The organism is Citrobacter freundii complex sp. CFNIH4 (assembly GCF_002934505.1).
Lineage (GTDB): Bacteria > Pseudomonadota > Gammaproteobacteria > Enterobacterales > Enterobacteriaceae > Citrobacter > Citrobacter freundii.
Genome location: NZ_CP026231.1, coordinates 3714476 through 3738408, shown reverse-complemented (window position 1 = coordinate 3738408; position 23933 = coordinate 3714476). Strand labels below are relative to the sequence as shown.

The 23933-nt window shown below is 53.1% G+C and carries 17 protein-coding genes; 5 read left to right on the top strand and 12 right to left on the bottom strand.

From position 1 onward, the window contains the following. Positions 1–125: 125 nt before the first annotated feature. Positions 126–1427 carry an MFS transporter gene (locus tag C2U41_RS19110; RefSeq protein ID WP_003024814.1) on the bottom strand — a complete coding sequence of 434 codons (1302 nt, stop codon included), beginning with the start codon at positions 1425–1427 and terminating at the stop codon, positions 126–128. 471 nt (positions 1428–1898) lie between these two features. Here C2U41_RS19110 and uxaC point away from each other — a divergent pair, with 471 nt between their 5' ends. From uxaC to C2U41_RS19095, 3 genes are all read left to right on the top strand, one after another. Then, positions 1899–3311, top strand: coding sequence for a glucuronate isomerase (gene uxaC, locus C2U41_RS19105; protein WP_003024811.1), 1413 nt, complete (start codon positions 1899–1901; stop codon positions 3309–3311). A 15-nt stretch (positions 3312–3326) separates the two neighbouring features. Then, the gene (locus tag C2U41_RS19100) at positions 3327–4814 is read left to right on the top strand and encodes a UxaA family hydrolase (RefSeq protein WP_003024809.1); all 1488 of its coding nucleotides are present in this window, start codon (positions 3327–3329) and stop codon (positions 4812–4814) included. A gap of 207 nt (positions 4815–5021) precedes the next feature. Further along, entirely contained in the window at positions 5022–5576 is a 555-nt protein-coding gene (locus C2U41_RS19095; protein WP_048217117.1) for a YgjV family protein, read from the top strand. Positions 5577–5592: 16 nt separating this feature from the next. On the opposite strand, the gene sstT is transcribed toward C2U41_RS19095, so the two are convergent. From sstT to C2U41_RS19075, 4 genes are all read right to left on the bottom strand, one after another. Continuing rightward, positions 5593–6837 (bottom strand): serine/threonine transporter SstT, encoded by a 1245-nt coding sequence (sstT, locus tag C2U41_RS19090; protein ID WP_048217118.1) that lies wholly within the window; start codon positions 6835–6837, stop codon positions 5593–5595. A 243-nt stretch (positions 6838–7080) separates the two neighbouring features. Next, a complete protein-coding gene (locus tag C2U41_RS19085; RefSeq protein WP_003828551.1) occupies positions 7081–8049 on the bottom strand; it encodes a TerC family protein in 969 nt (322 codons plus the stop codon). A 271-nt stretch (positions 8050–8320) separates the two neighbouring features. Continuing rightward, on the bottom strand, positions 8321–9319 hold the full coding sequence (locus tag C2U41_RS19080; protein ID WP_003846207.1) for a Gfo/Idh/MocA family protein: 999 nt from the start codon (positions 9317–9319) through the stop codon (positions 8321–8323). Between the two features lie 72 nt (positions 9320–9391). Then, entirely contained in the window at positions 9392–9892 is a 501-nt protein-coding gene (locus C2U41_RS19075; RefSeq protein WP_044700945.1) for a M48 metallopeptidase family protein, read from the bottom strand. A gap of 84 nt (positions 9893–9976) precedes the next feature. On the opposite strand from C2U41_RS19075, the gene rlmG reads away from it, so the two are divergent. Beyond that, positions 9977–11113 (top strand): 23S rRNA (guanine(1835)-N(2))-methyltransferase RlmG, encoded by a 1137-nt coding sequence (rlmG, locus tag C2U41_RS19070; RefSeq protein ID WP_003024789.1) that lies wholly within the window; start codon positions 9977–9979, stop codon positions 11111–11113. A gap of 128 nt (positions 11114–11241) precedes the next feature. Here rlmG and C2U41_RS19065 read toward each other — a convergent pair whose 3' ends face one another. The 7 genes from C2U41_RS19065 to ebgR all read right to left on the bottom strand — a co-directional run bounded on the left by C2U41_RS19065 (position 11242) and on the right by ebgR (position 23354). Next, entirely contained in the window at positions 11242–13260 is a 2019-nt protein-coding gene (locus C2U41_RS19065; protein WP_016151020.1) for an oxidoreductase, read from the bottom strand. Positions 13261–13488: 228 nt separating this feature from the next. Continuing rightward, a complete protein-coding gene (gene ygjK / locus C2U41_RS19060; RefSeq protein ID WP_103848563.1) occupies positions 13489–15840 on the bottom strand; it encodes an alpha-glucosidase in 2352 nt (783 codons plus the stop codon). Positions 15841–15855: 15 nt separating this feature from the next. Beyond that, positions 15856–16917: a protein YgjJ gene (ygjJ, locus tag C2U41_RS19055; RefSeq protein WP_032937326.1), complete on the bottom strand. Its 1062-nt coding sequence runs from the start codon at positions 16915–16917 to the stop codon at positions 15856–15858. A gap of 207 nt (positions 16918–17124) precedes the next feature. Beyond that, positions 17125–18558, bottom strand: coding sequence for an amino acid permease (locus C2U41_RS19050; protein WP_016151017.1), 1434 nt, complete (start codon positions 18556–18558; stop codon positions 17125–17127). 66 nt (positions 18559–18624) lie between these two features. Further along, entirely contained in the window at positions 18625–19074 is a 450-nt protein-coding gene (locus tag C2U41_RS19045) for a beta-galactosidase subunit beta (protein WP_032937328.1), read from the bottom strand. Continuing rightward, the gene (gene ebgA / locus C2U41_RS19040) at positions 19071–22163 is read right to left on the bottom strand and encodes a beta-galactosidase subunit alpha (protein ID WP_103848564.1); all 3093 of its coding nucleotides are present in this window, start codon (positions 22161–22163) and stop codon (positions 19071–19073) included. Before ebgA ends, C2U41_RS19045 begins: the two co-directional genes overlap by 4 nt. Positions 22164–22370: 207 nt before the next feature. Further along, positions 22371–23354: a transcriptional regulator EbgR gene (gene ebgR / locus C2U41_RS19035; RefSeq protein WP_003024771.1), complete on the bottom strand. Its 984-nt coding sequence runs from the start codon at positions 23352–23354 to the stop codon at positions 22371–22373. Positions 23355–23563: 209 nt separating this feature from the next. On the opposite strand from ebgR, the gene C2U41_RS19030 reads away from it, so the two are divergent. After that, positions 23564–23896 carry a tRNA-binding protein gene (locus C2U41_RS19030; protein ID WP_003024768.1) on the top strand — a complete coding sequence of 111 codons (333 nt, stop codon included), beginning with the start codon at positions 23564–23566 and terminating at the stop codon, positions 23894–23896. Positions 23897–23933: the final 37 nt, after the last annotated feature.

Below are 23933 nucleotides of genomic sequence, written 5' to 3'. Positions count from 1 at the left end.
AGGCATGATACGGCAGACTCTATTTGTTATACCACTTTTACGATTACGGCTCCACTCGCGACGTCAAAAAAGCCGCCAGATAACTGGCGGCTTAGCATGACAAAACCTTGTTAAATCTTGTCCGGTTAACTTTGCGCAGCGGGATCGCCAGTTTGCGACTCTGACTCTACCTCGCTGGCCGATTTGTTCTGCAATACTGTCCAGATGACTAACGCGCCGAGGAGGTCGAATACCGCCAGTACGGCAAACAGTGGGCTAAAGCCGATGGTGTCAGCCAGTGCGCCGACGACCAGCGCAAACAGCGTACTTGCAAGCCAGGCGGACATACCGGTCAGACCGTTCGCCGTTGCCACTTCATTACGACCAAACACGTCAGAAGAGAGTGTAATCAGCGCACCGGACAGCGCCTGGTGAGCAAAGCCACCGACGCACAGCAAGGCGATAGCAATGTATGGGCTGGTGAACAGACCAATCATCCCTGGGCCAATCATCAGCAATGCACCCATGGTGACGACCATTTTACGTGAAACGATCAGGTTAACGCCGAACCAGCGCTGGAACAGCGGCGGTAAGTAACCCCCAACGATACAGCCCAGGTCAGCAAACAGCATCGGCATCCAGGCAAACATCGCAATTTCTTTCAGGTTAAAGCCGTAGACTTTAAACATGAACAGCGGGATCCAGGCGTTGAAGGTACCCCAGGCCGGCTCTGCCAGGAAACGTGGCAGCGCGATGCCCCAGAACTGGCGGTTACGCAAGATCTGACCGAGCGACATTTTTTTCGAGGTCGCGTTTTTATGCTGTGATTCCTGACCATTCAGAATGTAATCACGTTCCTCATCAGACAGTTTTTTCTGGTCGCGCGGGTGTTTGTAGAATACAAGCCAGCACATCGCCCAGATGAAGCTCAGCGCACCGGAAATAATGAATGCCATCTGCCAGCTGTGCATGACGATGGCCCAGACCACCAGCGGTGGAGCAATCATCGCGCCGATAGAAGAGCCGACGTTAAAGTAACCTACGGCAATTGAACGCTCTTTTGCCGGGAACCATTCAGAACTGGCTTTCAGACCCGCAGGGATCATTGCGGCTTCAGCGGCACCTACCGCGCCACGCGCCAGCGCCAGTCCACCCCAACTGCCAGCCAGTGCGGTCGCGCCACAGAAGACGGCCCACAGAACGGCGAACATCGCATAACCCACTTTTGTGCCGAGCACATCGAGCACGTAGCCGGCAACGGGTTGCATTACGGTGTAAGCAGCAGAATACGCTGCGATGATATAGGAATACTGTTGAGTGGAGATGTGTAACTCTTCCATCAGAGTTGGCGCAGCTGCCGCCACAGTGTTACGTGTCAGGTAACCCAGCACGGTGCCAAGTGTCACCAGTGCAATCATGTACCAACGTAACCCTTTAATTTTACGCATGTAAAACCTCATCGTTTTGTTATGTCCGCGAACGAGCGGTCATCTTCCAGTTCAGGGCGGAGGATGTTCTTTTACGAGGGGGGACCGAAAAAAAGCCGGTACTCCCCGAACTTTGCCATGTCAATAATTGTGCTAATTCGGTTTCCGTACCGGTCAATCCGATGGATATCCATCGGTAATTTGCATTCCGTCGGCTTATGTATCGCGACGGCCAAAAGATAACTTGTCATACAGCTTTAAAAGGTGAGTGCCATCACAAAAGTGTGAATCTTCGTGTGGTCATTATTTCGATTCAGCAAAGCCAGAACTGGCGCGGCTTGACGCGTGATTTACCTCTTTGAGAGTAATTTTTTTGTCACCATTTGTTGATCTAACTCACGAAAATATCTTCGGCGTATAGAAATTGGTGTGATAACTTTGTCAACATCAAAACATAAGCAATCTGACGCACTCGTTGAGAGGAAGACGATAATGACCCCGTTTATGACTGAAGATTTCCTGCTGGACACCGAATTTGCCCGCCGTCTGTACCATGATTACGCCAAAGACCAGCCGATCTTCGATTACCACTGCCATTTACCACCGCAACAAATCGCTGAAAACTACCGTTTTAATAACCTGTATGACATCTGGCTGAAGGGTGATCACTACAAATGGCGTGCGATGCGTACCAATGGCGTCGCTGAGCGCTTGTGTACCGGCGATGCGTCCGATCGCGAGAAGTTTGACGCATGGGCCGCCACGGTTCCGCACACTATCGGTAACCCGCTGTACCACTGGACCCACCTCGAATTACGTCGTCCGTTTGGTATTACAGGTAAGCTGCTGTCTCCGGCAACGGCTGACGAAATCTGGAACCAGTGCAACGAGCTGCTGGCGCAGGATAAATTCTCTGCGCGCGGAATCATGCAGCAGATGAATGTGAAAATGGTCGGCACTACCGATGATCCGATCGACTCTCTGGAACACCATGCGGCCGTTGCTAAAGACGGAAGCTTTGATGTGAAAGTGCTGCCGAGCTGGCGTCCGGATAAAGCCTTTAACATTGAGCTGGCAACCTTTAATGACTACATGGCGAAGCTCGGTGAAGTGTCTGACACGGATATCCGCCGCTTCAGCGACCTGCAAGCTGCACTGACCAAACGTCTTGATCACTTCGCGGCGCACGGCTGTAAAGTCTCGGACCACGCGCTGGACGTGGTGCTGTTTGCCGAATCTAACGAATCTGAACTGGATAGCATTCTGGCGCGTCGCCTGGCGGGTGAAACCCTGAGTGAACATGAAGTGGCGCAGTTCAAAACCGCCGTTCTGGTGTTCCTCGGCGCTGAATACGCCCGTCGCGAATGGGTACAGCAGTACCACATCGGCGCGCTGCGTAATAACAACCTGCGCCAGTTCAAACTGTTGGGCGCGGATGTCGGTTTCGACTCCATCAATGATCGTCCGATGGCCGAAGAACTGTCCAAACTGCTGAGCAAGCAGAATGAACAAAACCTGCTGCCGAAAACCATTCTGTACTGCCTGAACCCGCGCGATAACGAAGTGCTGGGCACTATGATCGGTAACTTCCAGGGCGAAGGTATGCCGGGCAAAATGCAGTTCGGTTCCGGCTGGTGGTTCAACGATCAGAAAGACGGGATGGAACGTCAGATGACCCAACTGGCACAGCTCGGCCTGCTGAGCCGTTTCGTCGGTATGCTGACCGATAGCCGTAGCTTCCTGTCTTACACTCGTCACGAATACTTCCGTCGCATTCTGTGCCAGATGATTGGCCGTTGGGTTGCCGCGGGCGAAGCCCCTGCCGACATCCAGCTGCTGGGTGAAATGGTCAGAAATATTTGCTTCAACAATGCGCGCGATTATTTCGCCATTGAACTGAACTAAGGCCTGGGTGAAGGTATGCAATACATCAAGATCCATGCGCTGGATAACGTCGCGGTTGCGCTTGCTGATTTGGCTGAAGGAAACGAAGTCACCGTTGATGGGCAGGCGGTAATCCTGCGTCAGGCGGTCTCTCGTGGCCATAAATTCGCCTTATGCGATATTGCGAAAGGCGAAAACGTCATTAAATACGGTTTGCCAATTGGCCATACGCTGGTGGATGTTGCGGCGGGTGAGCATATTCATGCTCACAACACGCGTACCAATCTGAGCGACCTGGATACGTATCGCTACCAACCTGATTTTCAGGCGGAAGTTGCCCAACCGGCGGATCGCGATGTGCAGATTTATCGCCGCGCGAACGGTGACGTTGGGGTGCGTAACGAACTGTGGATCCTGCCAACGGTAGGCTGCGTTAACGCCATGGCGCGCCAGATGCAGAACCGTTTTCTGAAAGAGACTAACGACGCCGAAGGAATCGACGGCGTGCATCTCTTCAGCCACACCTACGGCTGTTCACAGCTCGGCGACGACCACATTAATACCCGCACCATGCTGCAAAACATGGTGCGTCACCCGAATGCGGGTGCGGTGCTGGTGGTTGGTCTGGGCTGTGAAAACAATCAGGTGGATGCCTTCCGCGAAACCTTAGGCGAGTACGATCCTGATCGCGTTCACTTCATGGTCTGCCAACACCAGGAAGACGAAGTGGAAGCGGGGATTGAACATCTTCACCAGCTGTACAACGTGATGCGTAACGATAAGCGTGAACCGGGTAAGCTGGGCGAGCTGAAGTTTGGTCTGGAATGCGGCGGCTCTGACGGCCTCTCCGGTATTACCGCCAACCCGATGCTGGGCCGTTTCTCCGACTACGTGATTGCTAACGGCGGAACTACAGTGCTGACCGAAGTGCCGGAAATGTTCGGCGCCGAGCAGCTGCTGATGGACCACTGCCGCGATGAAGAAACGTTCGGCAAGCTGGTCACCATGGTTAATGACTTCAAGCAGTACTTCATTGCCCACGACCAACCGATCTACGAGAACCCATCGCCGGGCAACAAAGCGGGCGGTATCACCACGCTGGAAGATAAATCGCTGGGCTGTACGCAAAAAGCAGGCTCCAGTCAGGTGGTGGACGTACTGCGCTACGGCGAACGCCTGAAGACGCATGGCCTGAACCTGCTGAGCGCACCGGGCAACGATGCCGTCGCCACCAGTGCCCTGGCGGGCGCGGGCTGTCATATGGTGCTGTTCAGTACAGGTCGCGGTACGCCGTACGGTGGTTTTGTACCGACGGTGAAAATTGCCACCAACAGCGAGCTGGCAGCGAAGAAAAAGCACTGGATCGATTTTGACGCTGGACAGTTGATCCACGGTAAAGCGATGCCTCAACTGCTGAGCGAGTTTGTCGATACGATCGTTGAGTTCGCCAACGGTAAGCAAACCTGCAACGAGCGCAACGATTTCCGGGAACTGGCTATCTTTAAAAGCGGCGTAACGTTGTAATTACCCTTCATCTTTTGCACCACAGCTGTGTTGGCTGCGTTCGCCCACCCCGGTCACTTACTCATGTAAGCTCTCGGGGATGTGCGAACTTGCCACCTTGCTGTAGCACAAAATCTTTTGGGTAAGTTTGTTTATGGTGGAATCTAAAAACGGCGTTTCATAATATGGAGCGCCGTTTGTTTTTGCATTACCTGACAAGGATCATTCATGACCGCGTATTGGCTGGCCCAGGGCGTAGGTGTCATCGCCTTTCTGATCGGCATTACCACCTTTTTCAATCGCGATGAGCGCCGCTTCCGGCTGCAACTTGCTGTCTATAGCGCCACCATTGGCGTGCATTTTTTTCTAATGGGCGCCTGGCCTGCGGGAATGAGCGCAGAACTCAACACCATCCGCACACTTGTCTCAATGCATACCCGCAAACTGTGGGTGATGGCCGTTTTTATTATCCTCACCCTGGTTCTCGGTCTGGCGAAATTACAGCATGCGATGGAGCTGTTACCGATAATTGGCACGCTGGCCAGCACCTGGGCGCTGTTTCGCTGCAAAGGGTTAACCGTGCGTTGCGTAATGTGGTGCGCAACCGCCTGTTGGGTTATCCATAATTTCTGGCTGGGATCGATTGGCGGGACGATGATCGAAGGGAGTTTTCTGGTGATGAATGGCCTGAACATTATTCGCTTCCGGCGGATGCAAAAACGCGGAATTGATCCGTTCAAAATTGAAAAAAGCGTACAAGAAAAGAGCCCCTCCGCCCGATAACGGAGGGGCGCAGGGATTAGCCGCGCAGAGCGTTATTTGCCAGACGCTCGTCTTCAGCCTGGCAGGCGGCCGCGGTAAACAAGACATCTGTAGAAGAGTTCAGCGCCGTTTCACAGGAATCCTGCAATACGCCGATGATAAAGCCGACGGCAACTACCTGCATGGCGATATCATTCGGGATACCGAACATATTACACGCCAGTGGGATCAGCAGCAGAGATCCACCCGCCACGCCAGATGCGCCACAGGCGCAAAGCGAAGCCACCACGCTCAGTAACAGCGCCGTCGGTAAATCGACCGGAATACCCAGCGTATTCACCGCCGCCAGCGTCAGCACGGTAATGGTGATCGCCGCACCCGCCATATTGATGGTGGCGCCCAGCGGGATAGATACCGAGTAGGTATCACGATCCAGATTCAGCTTCTCACATAGCGCCATATTCACCGGAATGTTGGCGGCAGAACTGCGGGTAAAGAAAGCGTACACGCCGCTTTCGCGCAGACAGGCCAGCACCAGCGGATACGGGTTACGGCGAATTTTCCAGAAGACCAGCAGTGGGTTGACCACAAACGCCACCAGCAGCATACAGCCTACCAGTACGGTCAGCAGTTGGGCGTAGCCCCAAAGCGTTGCGAAACCGGTGGTTGCCAGCGTGGATGAGACCAGACCAAAGATACCGATTGGCGCGAAACGAATCACCAGCTTTACCATAAAGGTGACGGCGTTGGACATATCATTGACCAGATTTTTGGTCGTTTCATTACCGTGGCGCAGTGCAAAGCCCAGACCAACGGCCCAGACCAGAATACCGATATAGTTAGCGTTAAGCAGGGCATCAATTGGGTTAGAAACCATGCTCATCAGCAGGCTACGCATTACTTCAACGATGCCGGACGGTGGCACAATATCGCTGGCGCTGCTGGAAAGATGCAGTGTTGATGGGAAAGCAAAGCTGAAGACAACGGCGGTTAATGCCGCTGAAAATGTTCCGAGCAGGTAAAGGAACAGAATGGGGCGGATATTGGTTTTTTGCCCGTGTTGGTGGTTGGCGATAGAGGCCATGACCAGCATCAGAACCAGAATTGGCGCGACGGCTTTTAATGCGCCGACGAACAGCGTACCCAGTAAACCAACGGCTTCTGCCGCAGGTTTTGACACCAGTGCGAGTAAAATCCCCAGTACCAGGCCAATCAAAATTTGTTTAACCAGGCTCCCTTGCGCCAAACGCGAGAGCAGCCCCGATGAACGTTGCGTAGTCATGTCGTGATCCTTTCATTGTGTTGTTGCTCATCCATCGTGCGCTCTTACGACGCATCTTTCTGGATGTAACAAAGTGTTTGCGTGGTTGAGTATAAGGAAAGATAAAGCTTCGGGAAGAGAAATATCCTGGATTCCCCGCTGAGATCATATTTTATAACTTTGAATTAACATTATTTTGACATGATAAACAAAAAGCCCGACGCACGCAGTGTGCTGCCGGGCTTTTCAGCTAGCAGATGAAACTTACTGTATTTGCTGCTTTTTATCGTGCTGGTGGTTGACCCATGCGTTAACAATCAGCGTCACAAACAGAATGCCAAATACCACGCCTAACGAGATAGCGATCGGGATATGGTAGAAATCGACGATCAGCATCTTAATACCGATAAACACCAGAATGACCGACAAGCCGTACTTCAGCATGGAGAAACGCTCTGCCACGCCCGCCAGCAGGAAGTACATCGCACGCAGCCCCAAAATAGCAAACAGGTTCGAGGTCAACACGATGAACGGGTCGGTGGTAACGGCAAAGATAGCCGGAATACTGTCGACGGCGAAAATCACGTCGCTCAGCTCAACCAGAATCAACACCAACATCAGCGGCGTGACAAACAGCAGACCGTTTTTACGCACGAAGAATTTTTCATCTTCGATGGTATCGGTCATGCGTAAATGGCCGCGCAGCCAGCGTACTAACGGTCTGTCGCCGATACCGGAGGCATCTTCTTTCGCCAGAGCCATCTTCACGCCGGTAAACAGCAGGAACGCGCCGAACACGTACAGCAACCACTCAAACTGGGTGATAAGCCAGCTGCCGGCGAAGATCATGATCGTACGCAGAACAATTGCTCCCAGCACGCCATACACCAATACCCGGCGCTGCAACGCAGGCGGCACTGAGAAGTAGCTGAAGAGCATCAACCAGACAAAGACGTTATCTACTGCCAGCGATTTTTCGATCAGATAGCCGGTCAGGAACGCCAGTGCCTGTGGGTCGGCAACGGCGCGGCCCTGGGTTTCCGCCAGGTACCACCAGAAGGCGGCGTTAAACAGTAGCGACAGCGTTACCCAGACGATTGACCAGGCCGCAGCCTGTTTCATCGACATCGTATGTGCGCCACGACGACCCTGCAACAGCAGGTCGATGGCCAGCATAATTACCACTACGACAGCGAAGCCACCCCATAACAACGGTGTGCCGACAGTATTCATTGTATTTCCCCATGCATAAAAAAAACGGCCAACGCCGAATGACGTTAGCCGCTGCTTTTTATGCATAGACCTTGCCATTCGGCAAGGTCTCACTTACAACAACAAAGGAATACGATGGCGTATTCCTTTGTTATCGCCCGGTGACCGGATGTGGTTTTTCACACATCGTAATGACGATCAACCGACAACGAAGTTACTCCCCTTTGCGGGTTACAAAATATTACAGGCCATGCATTCAGTCAATGGCCTGCAACATTCCATTTACACACTTTTACGCAGTCAGCGAGGTTACCGTCTCGTCTGCCGGGAAAACCACGCCGGTCTGGCGGCGAATCTCCGTTTGCAGTTTAGCGGTGATACGGCTGACGGCCAGTGCCGGGTGATCCACTTCGCCGGATTCAACCAAATGGGCAAAAGCCTCTGCCTCATACAGCATAGTATTGATGTGTTGAGGCGTCGTCAGATCCTGCGTTTTTCCCCCGCGCGGAACAAAGCACACTTTTTGGCATTCGGAAATATGCTCGATGACCAGCGATCCCGACTCGCCCTGAATTTCACTGGCTAATACTGAATCGCTTACTTTTGAGTGCTGGAGCGTAACGCTGAAATCACCGTAATTCAGCACCACCACACCGTGAGCATCCACGCCGCTTTCCAGCAGGCTGGCGCTGGCCTGAACGCTCTGTGGTTCGCCCCATAGCGCAACCGCCGAGGCCAGGCAGTAAAAACCGATATCCATAATCGAACCATTGGAGAACGCCGGATTAAACGTGTTCGGATTTTCACCATCCAGATAGCGCTGGTAACGCGAGGAGTACTGGCAGTAATTGATAAATGCTTTCCTGATTTTTCCAACTTTTGGGAGCGATTGCTGTAACAGCAGGAAGTTAGGCAGGCTGGCGGTTTTAAACGCTTCAAACAGCACGACCTGGTTTTCACGCGCGCAGGCGATAGCGGCTTCGGCTTGCGCCAGGTTGGAGGCCAGTGGCTTTTCGCAAATAACATGCTTTTTGTGCCGCAAAAACAGCTCGGTCTGCGGGAAGTGCAGGGAGTTTGGACTGGCGATGTAGACGGCGTCGATCGCCTCGCTTTGCGCCATCGCTTCCAGCGAAGTAAACAGATGCTCGACGGGGTAATCGTTGGCGAAGGTCTGTGCCTGCTCAAGGCTACGAGAATAGACTGCGGTTAACTTATACTTGCCGGTTTCATGGGCGGCATCGACAAACTGGCGGGTGATCCAGTTTGTGCCAATTACTGCGAAACGTATCATAAAGGCCTTCAGGCTGCGAAAAGGGATTCTTTCGTCAATTTAGCATGCCCTGAAGACAAAGCCAGTGCGCGACTACGCAGTTTGCTTTAACGATTGTTGCGTTAACCACAGGCGGGTATCGAACTCCAGTTGGTGATACTGAGGCTCCATATGACAGCACAGCTGGTAAAACGCTTTGTCGTGTTCTTTTTCTTTCAGATGCGCCAGTTCATGAACGACAATCATACGCAAAAAGGGTTCGGGGGCATTGCGAAAAACGGTCGCCACGCGGATCTCCGCTTTAGCTTTGAGCTTTCCGCCCTGCACGCGAGAAACGGCGGTATGCAGCCCCAAAGCATTCTTCAGAACGTGGATCTTGCTGTCATACATGACTTTATTCAGCGGCGGGGCGTTACGCAGAAACTGATTTTTCAGATCCTGAGTATATTGCCAGAGCGCTTTGTCGGTCGCGAAGTCATGCGTCCCCGGATAGCGCTTCTCCAGCACTGCGCCCAGGCGTTGCTCAGCAATCAGCGTTCTCACCTGAGAAAGTAAATTCTCCGGATATCCTTGTAGATAGGTCAACTGACTCATTAGTGCCCCATATAAAGTATAAAAAGTGTATACTCACGCACCCTTTTCAGGGATACGCCGAAATTTTACCATTCAGGAGGGCCGATGAGCCACATAGACAACGGTTTCCGTTCGCTGTCACTTAAACGTTTCCCGGAAACGGATGACGTTAACCCGCTGCTGGCGTGGGAAGCTGCAGATGAATATCTGCTGCAACAGCTGGACGATACCGAGATTAGCGGCCCGGTGCTGATCCTGAATGATACCTTCGGCGCGCTGGGCTGTGCGCTGGCGGAACATACGCCGTACAGCATTGGCGACTCCTATCTCAGCGAGCTTGCCACACGTGAGAACCTGCGTCACAACGATATTGCCGAGTCGAGCGTCAAGTTCCTCGACAGTACCGCTGACTATCCGCAGGCGCCGGGCGTGGTGCTGATTAAGCTGCCAAAAACCATGGCGCTGCTGGAGCAGCAACTGCGCGCCCTGCGTGAAGTGGTCACGCCGCAGACGCGTATCATCGCCGGTGCAAAAGCGCGTGATATCCACACCTCTACGCTGGAGCTGTTTGAGAAAGTGCTGGGACCAACCACCACCACGCTGGCATGGAAAAAGGCGCGCCTGATCAACGGCACCTTTACCAAACCGGCGCTGGCCGATACCGCCCAGACCCTGAGCTGGAAGCTGGAAGGCACCGACTGGACCATCCACAACCACGCCAACGTCTTCTCCCGTACCGGGCTGGACATCGGCGCACGTTTCTTTATGGAACATCTGCCGGAAAACCTGGAAGGCGAGATTGTCGATCTCGGCTGTGGTAACGGCGTGCTGGGCATGACGCTGCTGGCGAAGAACCCAGAAGCCAGCGTGGTGTTTGTTGATGAATCACCGATGGCGGTCGCTTCCAGCCGTCTGAACGTGGAAACCAACCTGCCGGACGCGCTGGATCGCAGCGAATTTATGATTAATAACGCGCTCTCCGGCGTAGAACCGTTCCGCTTCAACGCGGTGTTCTGCAACCCTCCGTTCCACCAGAAGCATGCGCTGACCGATAATATCGCCTGGGAGATGTTCCACCACGCCCGCCGCTGCCTGAAAATCAACGGTGAGCTGTACATTGTGGCTAACCGTCACCTCGACTACTTCCACAAGTTGAAGAAGATTTTCGGCAACTGCGTAACCATCGCCACCAATAATAAATTCGTGGTGCTAAAAGCGGTCAAAACCGGTCGCCGTCGTTAAGCCCTTGTGCCGGATAGCGGTTAACGCCTTATCCGGCCTACACGAGCTGCATCGTAGGCCTGATAAGCGTAGCGCCATCAGGCAAAGATGTGCGCAGTTGCCTTATCCGACCTACGGGATACAACGTGTTAAATCTCCAGCGCTAAGCGGGTCCCCTGCGCAATAGCGCGTCGGGCATCCAGTTCCATCGCCACATCGCAGCCGCCGATCAGATGCACCGTTTTACCTGCCGCGTGCAGCGGATCGACCAGTTCACGGCGTGGCTCTTGTCCGGCGCAAATCACCACGTTATCCACGTTAAAGATCACCGGTTCGCCGTTCAACACGACGTGTAACCCATCATCATCAATCTTCTGGTAGCTGACTGCCGGGATCATTTTCACGCCGCGTGAGAGCAGGGTGGCGCGATGGATCCAGCCCGTCGTTTTACCTAAACCTTGCCCCGGTTTGCTGGCTTTACGCTGCAACATCACTATCTGGCGCGGGCTGCGGGATAAGTGCGGACCTTCCGGGCGTAAGCCGCCAGGCTGTTGCAGGCTGGTGTCGATCCCCCATTCCACGCAGAACTCCGCAATGTTCTGGCTGGTGGCTTCACCGGGTTGACTCAGATACATGGCTGTATCGAAACCAATCCCGCCGCAGCCAACGATCGCTACGCGTTTGCCCACTGGCGTTTTATCGCGCAGAACGTCGAGATAGCTCAGCACTTTTGGATGTTCGATCCCCTCGATCGGCGGCATACGTGGCTCGATCCCGCTAGCAAGGATCACTTCGTCGAAAGTGTGCAGATCGTGTGCGCTGACAAAGTGATTCAGCTTCAGGGTCACGCCAGTCACGTCGATCATCCGGCGGTAGTAGCGCAGGGTTTCATAGAATTCTTCTTTGCCGGGGATCTGTTTGGCGATATTAAACTGCCCGCCAATTTCGCCATGTGCGTCAAACAGCGTGACGTGATGTCCGCGTGCGGCGGCATTAATGGCGAAGGCGAGGCCCGCAGGACCCGCACCGACAACCGCCAGATTCTTTGGCACAGCTGCCGCAACGATCGGCATTTTGGTTTCATGGCAGGCGCGCGGATTGACCAGGCAAGAGGTGACTTTGCCGACAAAGATCTGATCCAGACAGGCCTGGTTACAGCCGATACAGGTGTTGATCTCATCCGCTCGTCCGGTTTGCGCTTTTGACAGCAGTTCGGCATCGGCGAGGAACGGACGGGCCATCGACACCATATCGGCATCGCCACGGGCCAGAATGTCATCGGCGACCTGGGGATCGTTAATGCGGTTGGTGGTGACCAGTGGGATCGTCACATGCCCTTTCAGCTTACGCGTCACCCAACTAAACGCGCCGCGCGGTACCGGGGTCGCGATAGTGGGAATACGCGCCTCATGCCAGCCAATACCGGTGTTAATAATGGTGGCCCCGGCGGCTTCTATAGCCTGCGCCAGCTGGACAGTTTCGTCGAAGGTTCCGCCGTTTTCTACCAGATCGAGCATCGACAGGCGGAAGATAATAATAAAGTCATTACCGGCACGCTGACGTACCGCTCGCACCACCTCAACGGCAAAACGCATGCGGTTGGCATACTCGCCACCCCATTGGTCATCGCGCTGGTTGGTACGCAGAGTCAGGAATTCGTTGATGAGATACCCTTCCGACCCCATCACTTCTACGCCATCGTAGCCCGCTTCCCGCGCCAGTTGGGCGCAATGGGCAAAATCTTCAATCAACTGCAGCACTTCATCGTGCGTCAGCTCATGTGGCGTAAAGCGGTTAATGGGGGCCTGAATAGCAGATGGTGCCACCAGATGCGGCTGGTAGCTGTAACGCCCGGTGTGCAGGATTTGCAGGGCGATTTTGCCGCCTTCGTCATGAACGGCATCGGTAATGACACGATGGTGTGCAAGCTGGCTGCTGTCGTTGAGCATCGCGCCACCTTCCATCCCCACGCCGGAAAGCGCAGGCGCAATGCCTCCGCTCACAATTAACGCGACCCCGTGACGAGCGCGCTCGGCGTAGAACGCGGCCAGTCGTTCTGCACCGTCGGGATACTCCTCCAGCCCGGTATGCATTGAACCCATCAGCACGCGGTTTTTAAGCGTGGTGAAGCCTAAATCGAGCGGGGCGAACAGCGACGGATAGCTCATAAAGGTGTCCAGTATGTAAAATTATTGTTATGTGGTCGGATGAGTTCTAATTTAGCCGTCGCCGCGTAAAAGGGAAAAGGGGAATGCCGTGATTGTGATGGGATTCAAAAAAGGAGTGGGGCCAGAGAATGAATATGCCGGATATCGGTGCAAGCACCTAATCCGGCCTGTGAAAATGTGTCTTTGTAGACCGGATAAACGAAGCGCCATCCGGCGGTATGTCACAGATTACTGTTTTTTAAGAAAATCGTTGTACAGCATATAGAGATGTGCCGCGCTCCAGGAGAAGTTTGGCGCGCCCTGCTGCGCACCGGTCAATGGGTTATAGTTTTCCTGAATCGGACCATCTGCTGTAAGGCCTTTGGCGTGGCTGAAGAAGGTATCCGCCAGTTTTAACGCTTCATCGCGATAGCCATAACGCTCCATCCCTTTTAGCCCAAACCAGAACTGATCCACCCAGACGCGCCCGCGCCAGTAGATGTCCGCGCCGAAGGCGGGGTTGGTCAGCGCTGCAGTACCAAGTGGGACAAAGGTGTTGAACTCGTTGGGATCGAGCATCACCTTAACCACCGCATCCGCATGGGGCTGCGTTGCCGCCCCGTTAAACAGCGGCGACCAGCCTTCCGGCCCTTTGCCACGTTCGACGATTGGTTTACCCGCACAGCCGTTGGTCAACGGGGTATCTTCGATCCTCACGTCATAGAAGAATCGGGTGTCTGGGTCGAACATGCAGGTATTAATGTAATCCGCCAGTTTTTGCGCCAGCTGGCGGTAGCGCTGCGCTTCTTTGTGTTTACCGAGCAGGGTCGCCATCTCCGCCAGATAATGGTTGTCGCTGTACATATAGCTGGCCTGATCGACCGATTCCTGCAGCAGCGAGTAACCCAGCAACTTACCGTCGTTACTGCGGTTTTCGGCAAATTTCACCACCCAGTCGCTGCGTTTCCCTCCGTTAGCGACATATTTATCCAGTTGCTCTTTGTCGATAAAACCAAAGACTGCCGCATCGTCACGCCCGGATTCCCAGGAAGCAGCAACCTGTGCTGGGATCTCGAGGCTGTCATACTGGCCTTTACTGGTGATGTTGGCGTAGTTTTTCAGTCCGGAAAGGGTTTCTTCCTTGTCGCCATTTTTCACCGTAAACAGCATTTCACCGCTGTCGGTATTGTGGGCTTTATCGCGGGTCGCGCCGTATTCCGGTACGCCGTTGCCGTTATGATCGCGGTTTAGCAGCCACCAGTCGTGATATGCAACCAGCTTTGGATACATCTCTTCGAGCCAGGCCTTATCCTTGGTGACGTTGTAGACTTCCATCACCGACCAGGCCGCGAGGCTTGGCTTGGTGTTACGCTCGTTCCAGTTGCCGCCGTCGCCGCCGCGCTCGGGGCTAAGGTTCCAGGCAATCAGGTCGGGAATGAATCCGGCGTCCTGCGGGCGAACGGGATCGCCGGGTTTAATCTGCCATGAAAAGACGGCGCGAATGTTCTCTTTGGCGATCTCCGGGTTAAAGTGCGCCATGGCGAAGGCCTGCTTCCAGGTATCCCACGGCCAGGTCTGGTTGCCGGAGAACCAACGGCCGGTAACCGACGGCGTCACGGTATTGTGTTTTACCGCGCCACCCGGCGAGCGCCAGTTACCGTTCAGCGTTTCGATCGCCTTCACCGCCACTCGGGTTTGTTCTGGCGTGGCATCCGGATTGTTTAAGCCTTTCTTGAAATAGTCGTCCCAGCGCTGCTGCGAGGCGAGCATGTAAGAAGAAGGACGCGCCAGAATATCGCGGATCTGCGGTTGCTCTTTTGCCACATCTTCGGCGGTAAGCAGATGAGACCAGGTGGTGTAAATCGTCGTCGAACCGTTGATATGGGTCTTCCCCGTGAAGCGATGACCATTAACCGTGGTTTTCATGGTGACAGATTTATGCACCTGATACTCCGACTCGCCGGAGGTGAGCAGATCCCAGGTTGAACGCACTTGGCCGAAGGTGACTTTCAGGCCGTCGTGCGTGGCGGTGATTTTGCGCTGATAGCCAGGGAATTCGCCATCAATGGTTTTATCCGACAGGGCTGTTCCCTCTTTTGCCTCCAGTTTTTCCAGCAGTTCGCCGTCCCACACCAGATCCAGCGGCGAGTTGCTAGTGATTTTGGTTTCCAGCAGCGAAGTGCGCGGACTGGCGAAGCGTAGCGTCATCTCTACCTGTACATCTTTTGATGACAATTTCTGTACCAGCGCCCCGGGAATGCTGTAAGCCTCAAGGGTGAAATCGACCTTTTTACCGTGCTGATACACCGTCAGTCGGTCAAAATTATTGGCCATAAAGTTGATGTACTCTTCGGTCAGCAGTGCGACGCCAGGAAAGCCGCCCATTGTTGCGGGGCCATCTGGCAACAGATGCCCGTGCCATGAGCCGAGGTCGAAAAATGGATTAAAACGCTGGTGGTCGTCGTGATCGTAGTCATGCATGTAGTCCGGCGCACCGGTGCGATTAATGATGTTTTTGAAGTCATTAACGCTGGCGGCATGCGCAGAGACGTTCATCAGCAGGAGGTAGGCCAGCGGCGTAAGAAGAGGTTTGATATTCATGGGTTCCGGTCCTTGTTACCAATAGAAATATTGCATCAGGAAGATTTGGTCGCTCGGGTCACCAGATGCATTCTGCATATAGAACCGGCTGTCGAAGGCGGTAGCGAAACGTCCGCCGCCGTATTCATACCAGATACCGAACTGCATAAAGGACGTGGTTTCTTCCTCAGCGCGATCCGGTCGGTGTCTGGCGTAGCTATATGCGGTGGAGAGGTAAACGCCTTTTAGCGCTTCATACATCGCGCTGACCATATAGCCGGTCTCGGTGCCGGATACATCCAGCCCGTCGGCGCGACCCGTGTGGTGCCACGCGCGGGCGGCAAAGTTGGGCGAGAGGATGCCGGTCAGGAACAGCTGTCCGGTACCGTCCGTTATCTCCAGACCGTTCATCCAGGTTACGCCTTCAGTCAGGTCGTACTGGATGTAACCGTTCATCATGGCCGGATAGGTATATTTATCGTCGTAGCGATCGTATTTACCAAAGTGCAACCAGGCTTTGCTTTCATCGTGATGTCCGGCGGGTGTAGCGGTCACGCTATAGCGCAGATGGCCGGTCAGGTTTTGCACCTTAATGGCGGTCATGATGTCTCGGGTATTCGGAATAACGTAGCCCAGGTCTGGCGTGAAATCCCCCCACCATTGCAGGTCATCCAGCGAGGAGTCCTGGCGCAGGCTGAGCATCACCTCTGTTCCAGCATCGGTACGGTAACCACCGTAAAAGCGGTTGATCCCGCCTTCGAATCCGCCCCAGCTATGGTCAGGAACCCAGGCATTGCCTTGATGGTCGGCCTGCACGGTCCAGCCCTCGCCGTAGATCAGACCAAACCATGAACCGTGTTTTATCTCCAGGCCACCTTCAATGTAAGTACCGTCGCTGTATTTATGCTTATCTTTTCCTTCTAAATCCATATATCCACCCATGCCCAATTCGCCATAAAAACGAAAAGAGGGGGAGGTTATAGCAGGTGTTTTCGTATCGTCGTGTTCAGCAGGGCGAACTTCTTCTGCACCCACAGAAGAGACGCAGAAAAAGGGCAGGGCAATAATTGCCCTGCAACAATGGCTAATGTTATTCATGCTTCGATCCTAAGCAAATAAAATATAATTTTTATTGTTATATACCCTTCATACTTCAAGCTGCATGTGCGTTAGCTACGTTCGTTCACCCCAGTCACATAGTTATCTATGCTCCTGGGAATTCACTCACTTGCCGCCTTCATGCAACTCGAATTATTTTGGTTATAGCCTTGGAGAATATTGTTTATTGTTATTATGTTTTAGTCATTAATTGATATCTGAAGCGGGAGCAGCCTCAATAGCTTTTTCTTCTTTGGTTAGCCCTTTGATGTATTTACTGTATTTCCACCAGGCAAAACCGAGGAAAATAACAATCCCACCGACGTTATAGAAAATAATGGTTATGATATTCCCGCCGGTCGGGAAGGTAGAGGCAATAAATCCGATGGTGAACAGGACGATCAGCATTGATACCACGATAATGCCAGTTTTTTGCGAACCCATACGGAAGTCGCGCGGTAAGTGGTCCAGTTTTGCGCGCAGATTCAGGTAGGCCAGCATAATAAACAGCGGCGGCAGCATCGATGCGGCGGCGGTCATGTTGATGATGGTGTTCATTAAGTCTTGCACGGTATTGGAACCGAGCGTTGGGATAATCATCAGCGGGATAACGATCAGAAACTGGATCCACGCTGCGCGGGCCGGTACGCCGTTTTCATTCAGTTCGACGGTTTTTTTACCGAAAATACCCGCCGGAATTTCAGAGAAGAAGATCTTCACCGGCGTTGCGGTCCACATCAACAGAGAGCCGAACATCGCGGTAAAGGAGACCAGGCCGACAAAGCGGTTAACGATCAGTTCCGGCAGACCAAAGTATGCCGCCAGACCGTGGAATACCTGCACCGATCCACCGGTAAACTTCAGCTCTTTGCTGCTGACGAAGACGTTGATCAGCACCGAGGAGATGGAATAAAGCACGCCGATAAAAATCCCGGCAATGATAATGACCTTCACGAACGATTTTGACCCGCCCTTGACGTCGTTGACATATACCGCCACGGACTCCGCGCCGCCTGCCGCCATGAATATCCAGGTGGTAATACCGAGGAACGCCCAGTTAAAATTCGGGATCATTGCATCAACGGTGATGGGGTCAGCAGGCTGCACGCCGCCCACCAACGCAGTACCCGCCAGTAAAATGTAAGACAGCGTCAGCAGCAGCATTAACGTGGAGGTGACGGAGGTAATCGGCCCCAGCATTTTTGCGCCGTTGGTCGAAACCCAGGTCGAGAAGGCAAACAGCACCATACTTAACACGGTTGTGGCGAACGGCGTCAGAATGTATTCGTAGCCTAAAAATGCGTACGAGGCATAGGCGATAACGCGCGGGAGTAACGAGGTAAAAAAGAACAGGTTAACGAACCAGTAGGTGTAGGCGGTAATAAAGGCCCAGCGCCCGCCCAGCGAGCTTTTCACCCATGCGTAGACACCGGCTTCGGAGTTTTTATTCAGCGAAACAAATTCGGCGATGATTAAGCAGAATGGAATAAAGTAGAAAATTGTCGCGAGGAAAAACATCGGTGCGGATGCCAGACCAAGCTCAATATTATTGTTGATAACGTTATTAAAACTATAAACCGCGGCAAAGGTGAGAGAAAGTAAGCCGAACTTGCCGATGGTATTACGTTTGGTATCAGACATAGCACATCTCCGATTCCTGATTATTATAGGGTGCTGGCGGCGCAACGTCGGCGCCGCCTGTGTTTTTTATTTATTATGAAAATAACCATCTTCGATGGTGACTTTGAGTACGACTTTCTTCACTACGCTATTACAGATAAAACGATAGGCTTCATGGTTGTCACAAATAACCATTTGTCCTTCGTGCACTTCTACGGTTTTTCCGCAGCCTTTCAAATATTCGCGGTCGGTTTCATCGCGATAATATTCAACCACCTGGAGATCCTCTTTGGCGGCATACTCTATTTTTTGCTGTCCTTGCAGGTAGTAATGGATCTCAAAATAACGACGATGGCCGGTAAACAGCGCATCGGTTGCAGAGTCTGTCTCTACACGGTAGCTCAGAGAATCACCGATAGAGTGAGCGACGCCTGGCTTAATATTGTCAATATTTTCAATGGCCTCGACGCAGCGTTGCCATTTCCGACCCGAAGAATAGCGTTGCTGGAACTGCTCTAAGTTGTCGATGATCCTCATTTTGTATTCTCGCTGTGCATATTCGTGGAAAAGAACCCGGTGCCAAAGGCACGGTTGGCGGTGGTTTGAGCGCCAGACTCACTGCCGGAAACCGGCAACAACGTGAAGCCGTAGCTGAATGACGTAAACCAGACGCGCCAGGAATCAAGTACCTCGCTTCCCCACGAGTTAGAACCTAAGCCCAGTAGCTGATGGTCCAGATTGAGGGTGATGTCATCGCTGTGCTGCAGCTCATTACAGTGCTGTGCGGCAAAGATATTTTCTGGCGTATAGCGCCAGGCGCTCAGGTTGACAGGGCGCTGCGGAATCACTAGCAGACCGTTACCGTGACGATTGGTTAGCGTTGCCCAACGTACGTCCTGACGATTGCCGTTGTTTTGCGGGAACGGATAATTCTCGAACATCTCATCCACGCTGCTGCGCCAAATGTCGATGATGTTGGCCTGCTGACTATCGGCATAGTTTTCACCAGGACCACGTCCGTACCAGGCCACCTGTCCCAAATCACCGCTGATGCCCATCGTGAAGCCGATGCACGGAATAATGTCCCGGTACTCGCCGTAAGGCTGGCCGGAAAGCTCCACATTCAACTGACCGTCTGCGGCAATCCGCCAGCGATAGGTGCAGCGCATACCGAAATCAAATACCGGCGGGGCGATAATCGTCTGGCTGGTTATCAGCAGCGCATCTTCGGTTTGCTCAAAGGTAAAGTCGCGCAGATGCTCCTGCATTATCTGTATATGATTTGGCTGCCAGAGGCCTTCGAACTCTTGCTTGTGGTTATCTATGGTTGGTTTGAAGAAATTAATCTTCGGCTCGCGGGTAATCAGCTCTTCACCATTGACGTTCCAGCTAATGGGTTTACCGGTCAGCTTTGAGAAGATCAGATGGAAGTTATAACCGCGAACGGTGCAGCTCTGGCGGTTCTCTTCCAGCGTCAAAGGGGTGGCGTTTTGCAGACTGAACGGTACGGCAGTCGCCGTTCTGGCCTTCAGCGGGAACTGATAAGTCGCGATGTGATGCCCGGCTTCGCTGTATAACGTGCGGGAATCTTTCGTCACGGTGACGTTGAGGAACGCCTCGCGCGCATCCAGCTCCGGCAGCGTGCATTGCAGCAGCGTATCGCTGTTGGGAGGAACGTCGCGCAGTTTTATCTGCTGAGCAGAAAGCGTATCTCCTTCGGCGCGAACCTCAATATGCAAGGTGTAGTCGTCAAGCGTGGTGAACCACAGTTTGTTTTCTACCCGCAGCTCGCCGCGAGCCAGATCCTGCGCGCGCACTTTCACTGGTGCAATTACCTGCTTGTACTCTTGCAGACCCGGGCCTGGGGTTTGATCGGAATAAATTAGGCCATCAAGGCAGAAGTTGTAGTTGTTCGGGTAGTCGCCGTAGTCACCGCCATAGTTGTACCAGACGTTACCGTCTTCATCTTTGGCCTGAATCCCGTGATCGCACCACTCCCAGACATAGTGTCCCTGAATGCAATCATGCTGATAGAAGACGTTCTGATATTCCGTTAGCCCGCCGGGGCCGTTGCCCATGGCGTGAGCATATTCGCAGATGATGCGCGGTTTAGGATGTGGGTATTCACCAAACTCATTCATCAACGGTACGCGGGTGTACATGGTGGAAATGATATCCACCACTTCGGCGTCACGATCTTCTTCGTAGTGGATCAGACGCGTGTCATCCAGCGCTTTTGCCGCGTGGTACATGGCGCGAATATTACAGCCGTAGCCGGATTCATTGCCGAGCGACCAGATGACGATCGACGGGTGGTTTTTCTGCGCGTGGACGTGGCGTACGATGCGCTCAACGTAGACATTTTCCCACCGCGGATCGTCGGTGATCCGGCTGATATCGCCGATATTAGCGAAGCCGTGAGATTCAACGTCGGTTTCGGCCATGACGAACAAACCGTAGATATCGCACAATTCATAGAAACGTGGATCGTTCGGGTAATGGGCGGTGCGTACGGAGTTGATGTTGTGCTGCTTCATTAACAGCAGATCTTTTTCTACGCGATCCATACCAACCGCGCGGCCCTTGAGATGATCGTTGTCATGACGGTTGACGCCATGCAACATGACATAGCGGTTATTGATGTAAAACAGACCGTTGCGAACGTTGATATCGCGGAATCCGACGCGCTGCGGCACAACCTCAAGGATGTTGCCGCTGGCATCTTTCAGGGTCATCACCAGATGATAGAGATACGGCGATTCCGCTGACCACTGCTGTGGTGCGCTGACCTTGAAATTGAACGCGGTGCGGGTGAGTTTATCCACTGTCAGAGCGTTAATCACGCCGCTATGCAGCGTCTGCTCACCGTCAAACAAAGTGTATTCGAGCGATGCCATCGTTGGCGTGGAGGCGATGTTTTCCAGCACGATGTCGCAGGAGAGGGTGGCATCGCGATAGTCATCATCGAAATCGGTACGAACAGTAAAATCCTGGATATGGGTCGCCTGTTTGCCGACCAGATAGACGTCGCGGAAAATTCCCGCCGACCACCACATATCCTGGTCTTCAACGTAGGTGGAATCAGCCCATTGCATGACGCGAACGCACAGCAGGTTGTCACCTGTTTTCACCACCGCGCTGATATCAAACTCGGCCGTCAGGCGACTGCCTTTGCTGAAGCCAACGTACTGACCATTCACGTAAACTTCGAAGTAGGTTTCTACGCCATCAAATTTAATCAGCGTCTGTTTACCCTGCCAGCCTTCGCTGAGAGAGAAAATACGCTGGTAGGCTCCGGTGGGGTTATTGGTCGGTACGTAGGGGACATCAATCGGGAAAGGAAAACCTTCGTCGGTATACTGCAGCTTGCCGTGCCCTTCCATCTGCCACATACCGGGTACGGTGATGTTGCCCCAGTCGCTCATAAACTGCGACGTAAAGGCTTCCGGCACCTGCAGCGGATGCTCAAAGAACTGGAAATTCCACTGACCGCTCAGCAACTGAAAGAGGCTGCTGGTTTCGCGGGCAAACGAGCGAGCTTGCGCAACGGAGTCGTAAGAGAAAAAATATGCGCGTGGCGCCAGTCGATTTTCGTGGGTGAGCTGAATGTTTTCCCAGCGATTCATAAGGCCTCCCGGTGGAGAAAAATCGGAACCATTCATTTTAATGGTGAGTAAGTGTAATTGATGGTGATTTTAGTAAAAATTTTACTAAAATATAGCGAGTGAGGTGATTTACTTTAACTGGATCACGAAAATAATTCGGGCGCAGAAAAGAATGCATGACAATGCGCGCCCGGCTTCAGCAGAAACCGGACGGATTAACGGGGGATTTTAGCGGGTGGTACCGCGAAGTTTCAGCTTGCTGGGAACAAAAACCAGCAGGGGAAGTGCACGTCCGTCGCGGGCTTTCTCAAACAGCAGGTTGACGCCCTGACTGCCCATCATTTCTGAATGGATGCGTACGGTGGAAAGCGGAGGAAAGGTGAAGCGCGCCGTCGGGATATCATTAACGCTAATCAGCGAAATATCCTGCGGAATGTTCAGTCCACGCTCGTGAATGGCGCGCAGAACGCCAATAGCAATCGAGTCAGAAGCTACAAACAGGGCGCTGGGATAGTCGGCTTTCGCCAGCATTTTTTTGGCCAGTTCATAGCCTGATGAACTGGAGAAGCCGCCGCGATAAATATCCTGTTCTGAAACGACCTGCTGCAGGCGACCGTATTCGACAAACGCGGCTTCGCGGATATCAGCCTTGCCAGGCTGATCTTCGCCGCCGATGAAGCCAATGCGGGTCACGCCCTGGGCGATGAAGTAGTCGATGCTCTCTTTACTGATGCGGGCCAGATCGATATCGACAGCGTCATATTCACTGCCGGGTTCATGAAAATCGATAAAGCAGATGTTGTCGGTAAGCGCTGTTGCCGCCTCGCGCAGCGCAGGAGAAGGCTTGCCGACAATAAGAATGCCGGTAATGTTTTTGCTCTCCGGCAACCCACTGTGCTCATAGCAGTTGGTCAGTTCAATCCCCAGCTTCTCGCACTGGGTTTCAATCCCATGGCGGATCGCGAGATAGTAAGGATCGTTGATTTCCAAATCCTGCTGATAGCTGTAGAGCGCCAGAATATGCTGGGGGCCGAGTGCGCTGGTCTGGTTCTTACGGGCGCTGCTGGTTTTGTACTCCAGCTTTTCCGCGATCTCCAGAATGCGATGCTTGGTCTCTTCTTTTACATTCAGCGTGGGGTCATCGTTTAAAACCCGGGACACTGTCGCCAGGGACACGCCAGCTTCGATTGCGATGTCTTTAAGTGTTGCCATGTTTGCCTTTTCCCTGAGTTACCTGCGCATTGTAAATGAAGTGCTTATCTATTCATCTGTTTTCAGTAAAAAAAGCACGTTTAATTGACATGCTCGGGGTAAAACTGGGCTTGCAGAGTGTGATGGATACGTCATTTCCCCGCTTTTGAGAACAATGCCCGGAAAATAGTTTGCTAGTATTTAGTAAAATTTTACCAAAGGAGAAAACAATGGATACTGTCGCATTTGCTGATTTTGCCCGCATGGAAATACGTGTTGGAAAAATCGCACAGGTTAAGCGCCATGACAATGCCGATAAGCTGTATATCGTACAGGTTGATGTGGGAGAGCGTACGCTGCAAACCGTGACCAGCCTGGTGCCTTATTACAGCGAAGAGGAGCTGATGGGGAAAACGGTGGTGGTGCTGTGTAATCTGCAAAAGGCCAAAATGCGCGGTGAAACATCAGAGTGTATGCTGCTGTGCGCTGAGACGGACGATGGCAGCGAAAGCGTGCTGTTAACGCCAGAACGGGTGATGCCTGCAGGCGTGCGGATTGTTTAAATTGTGCTGATGCCGGATGGCGGCTACGCCTTATCCG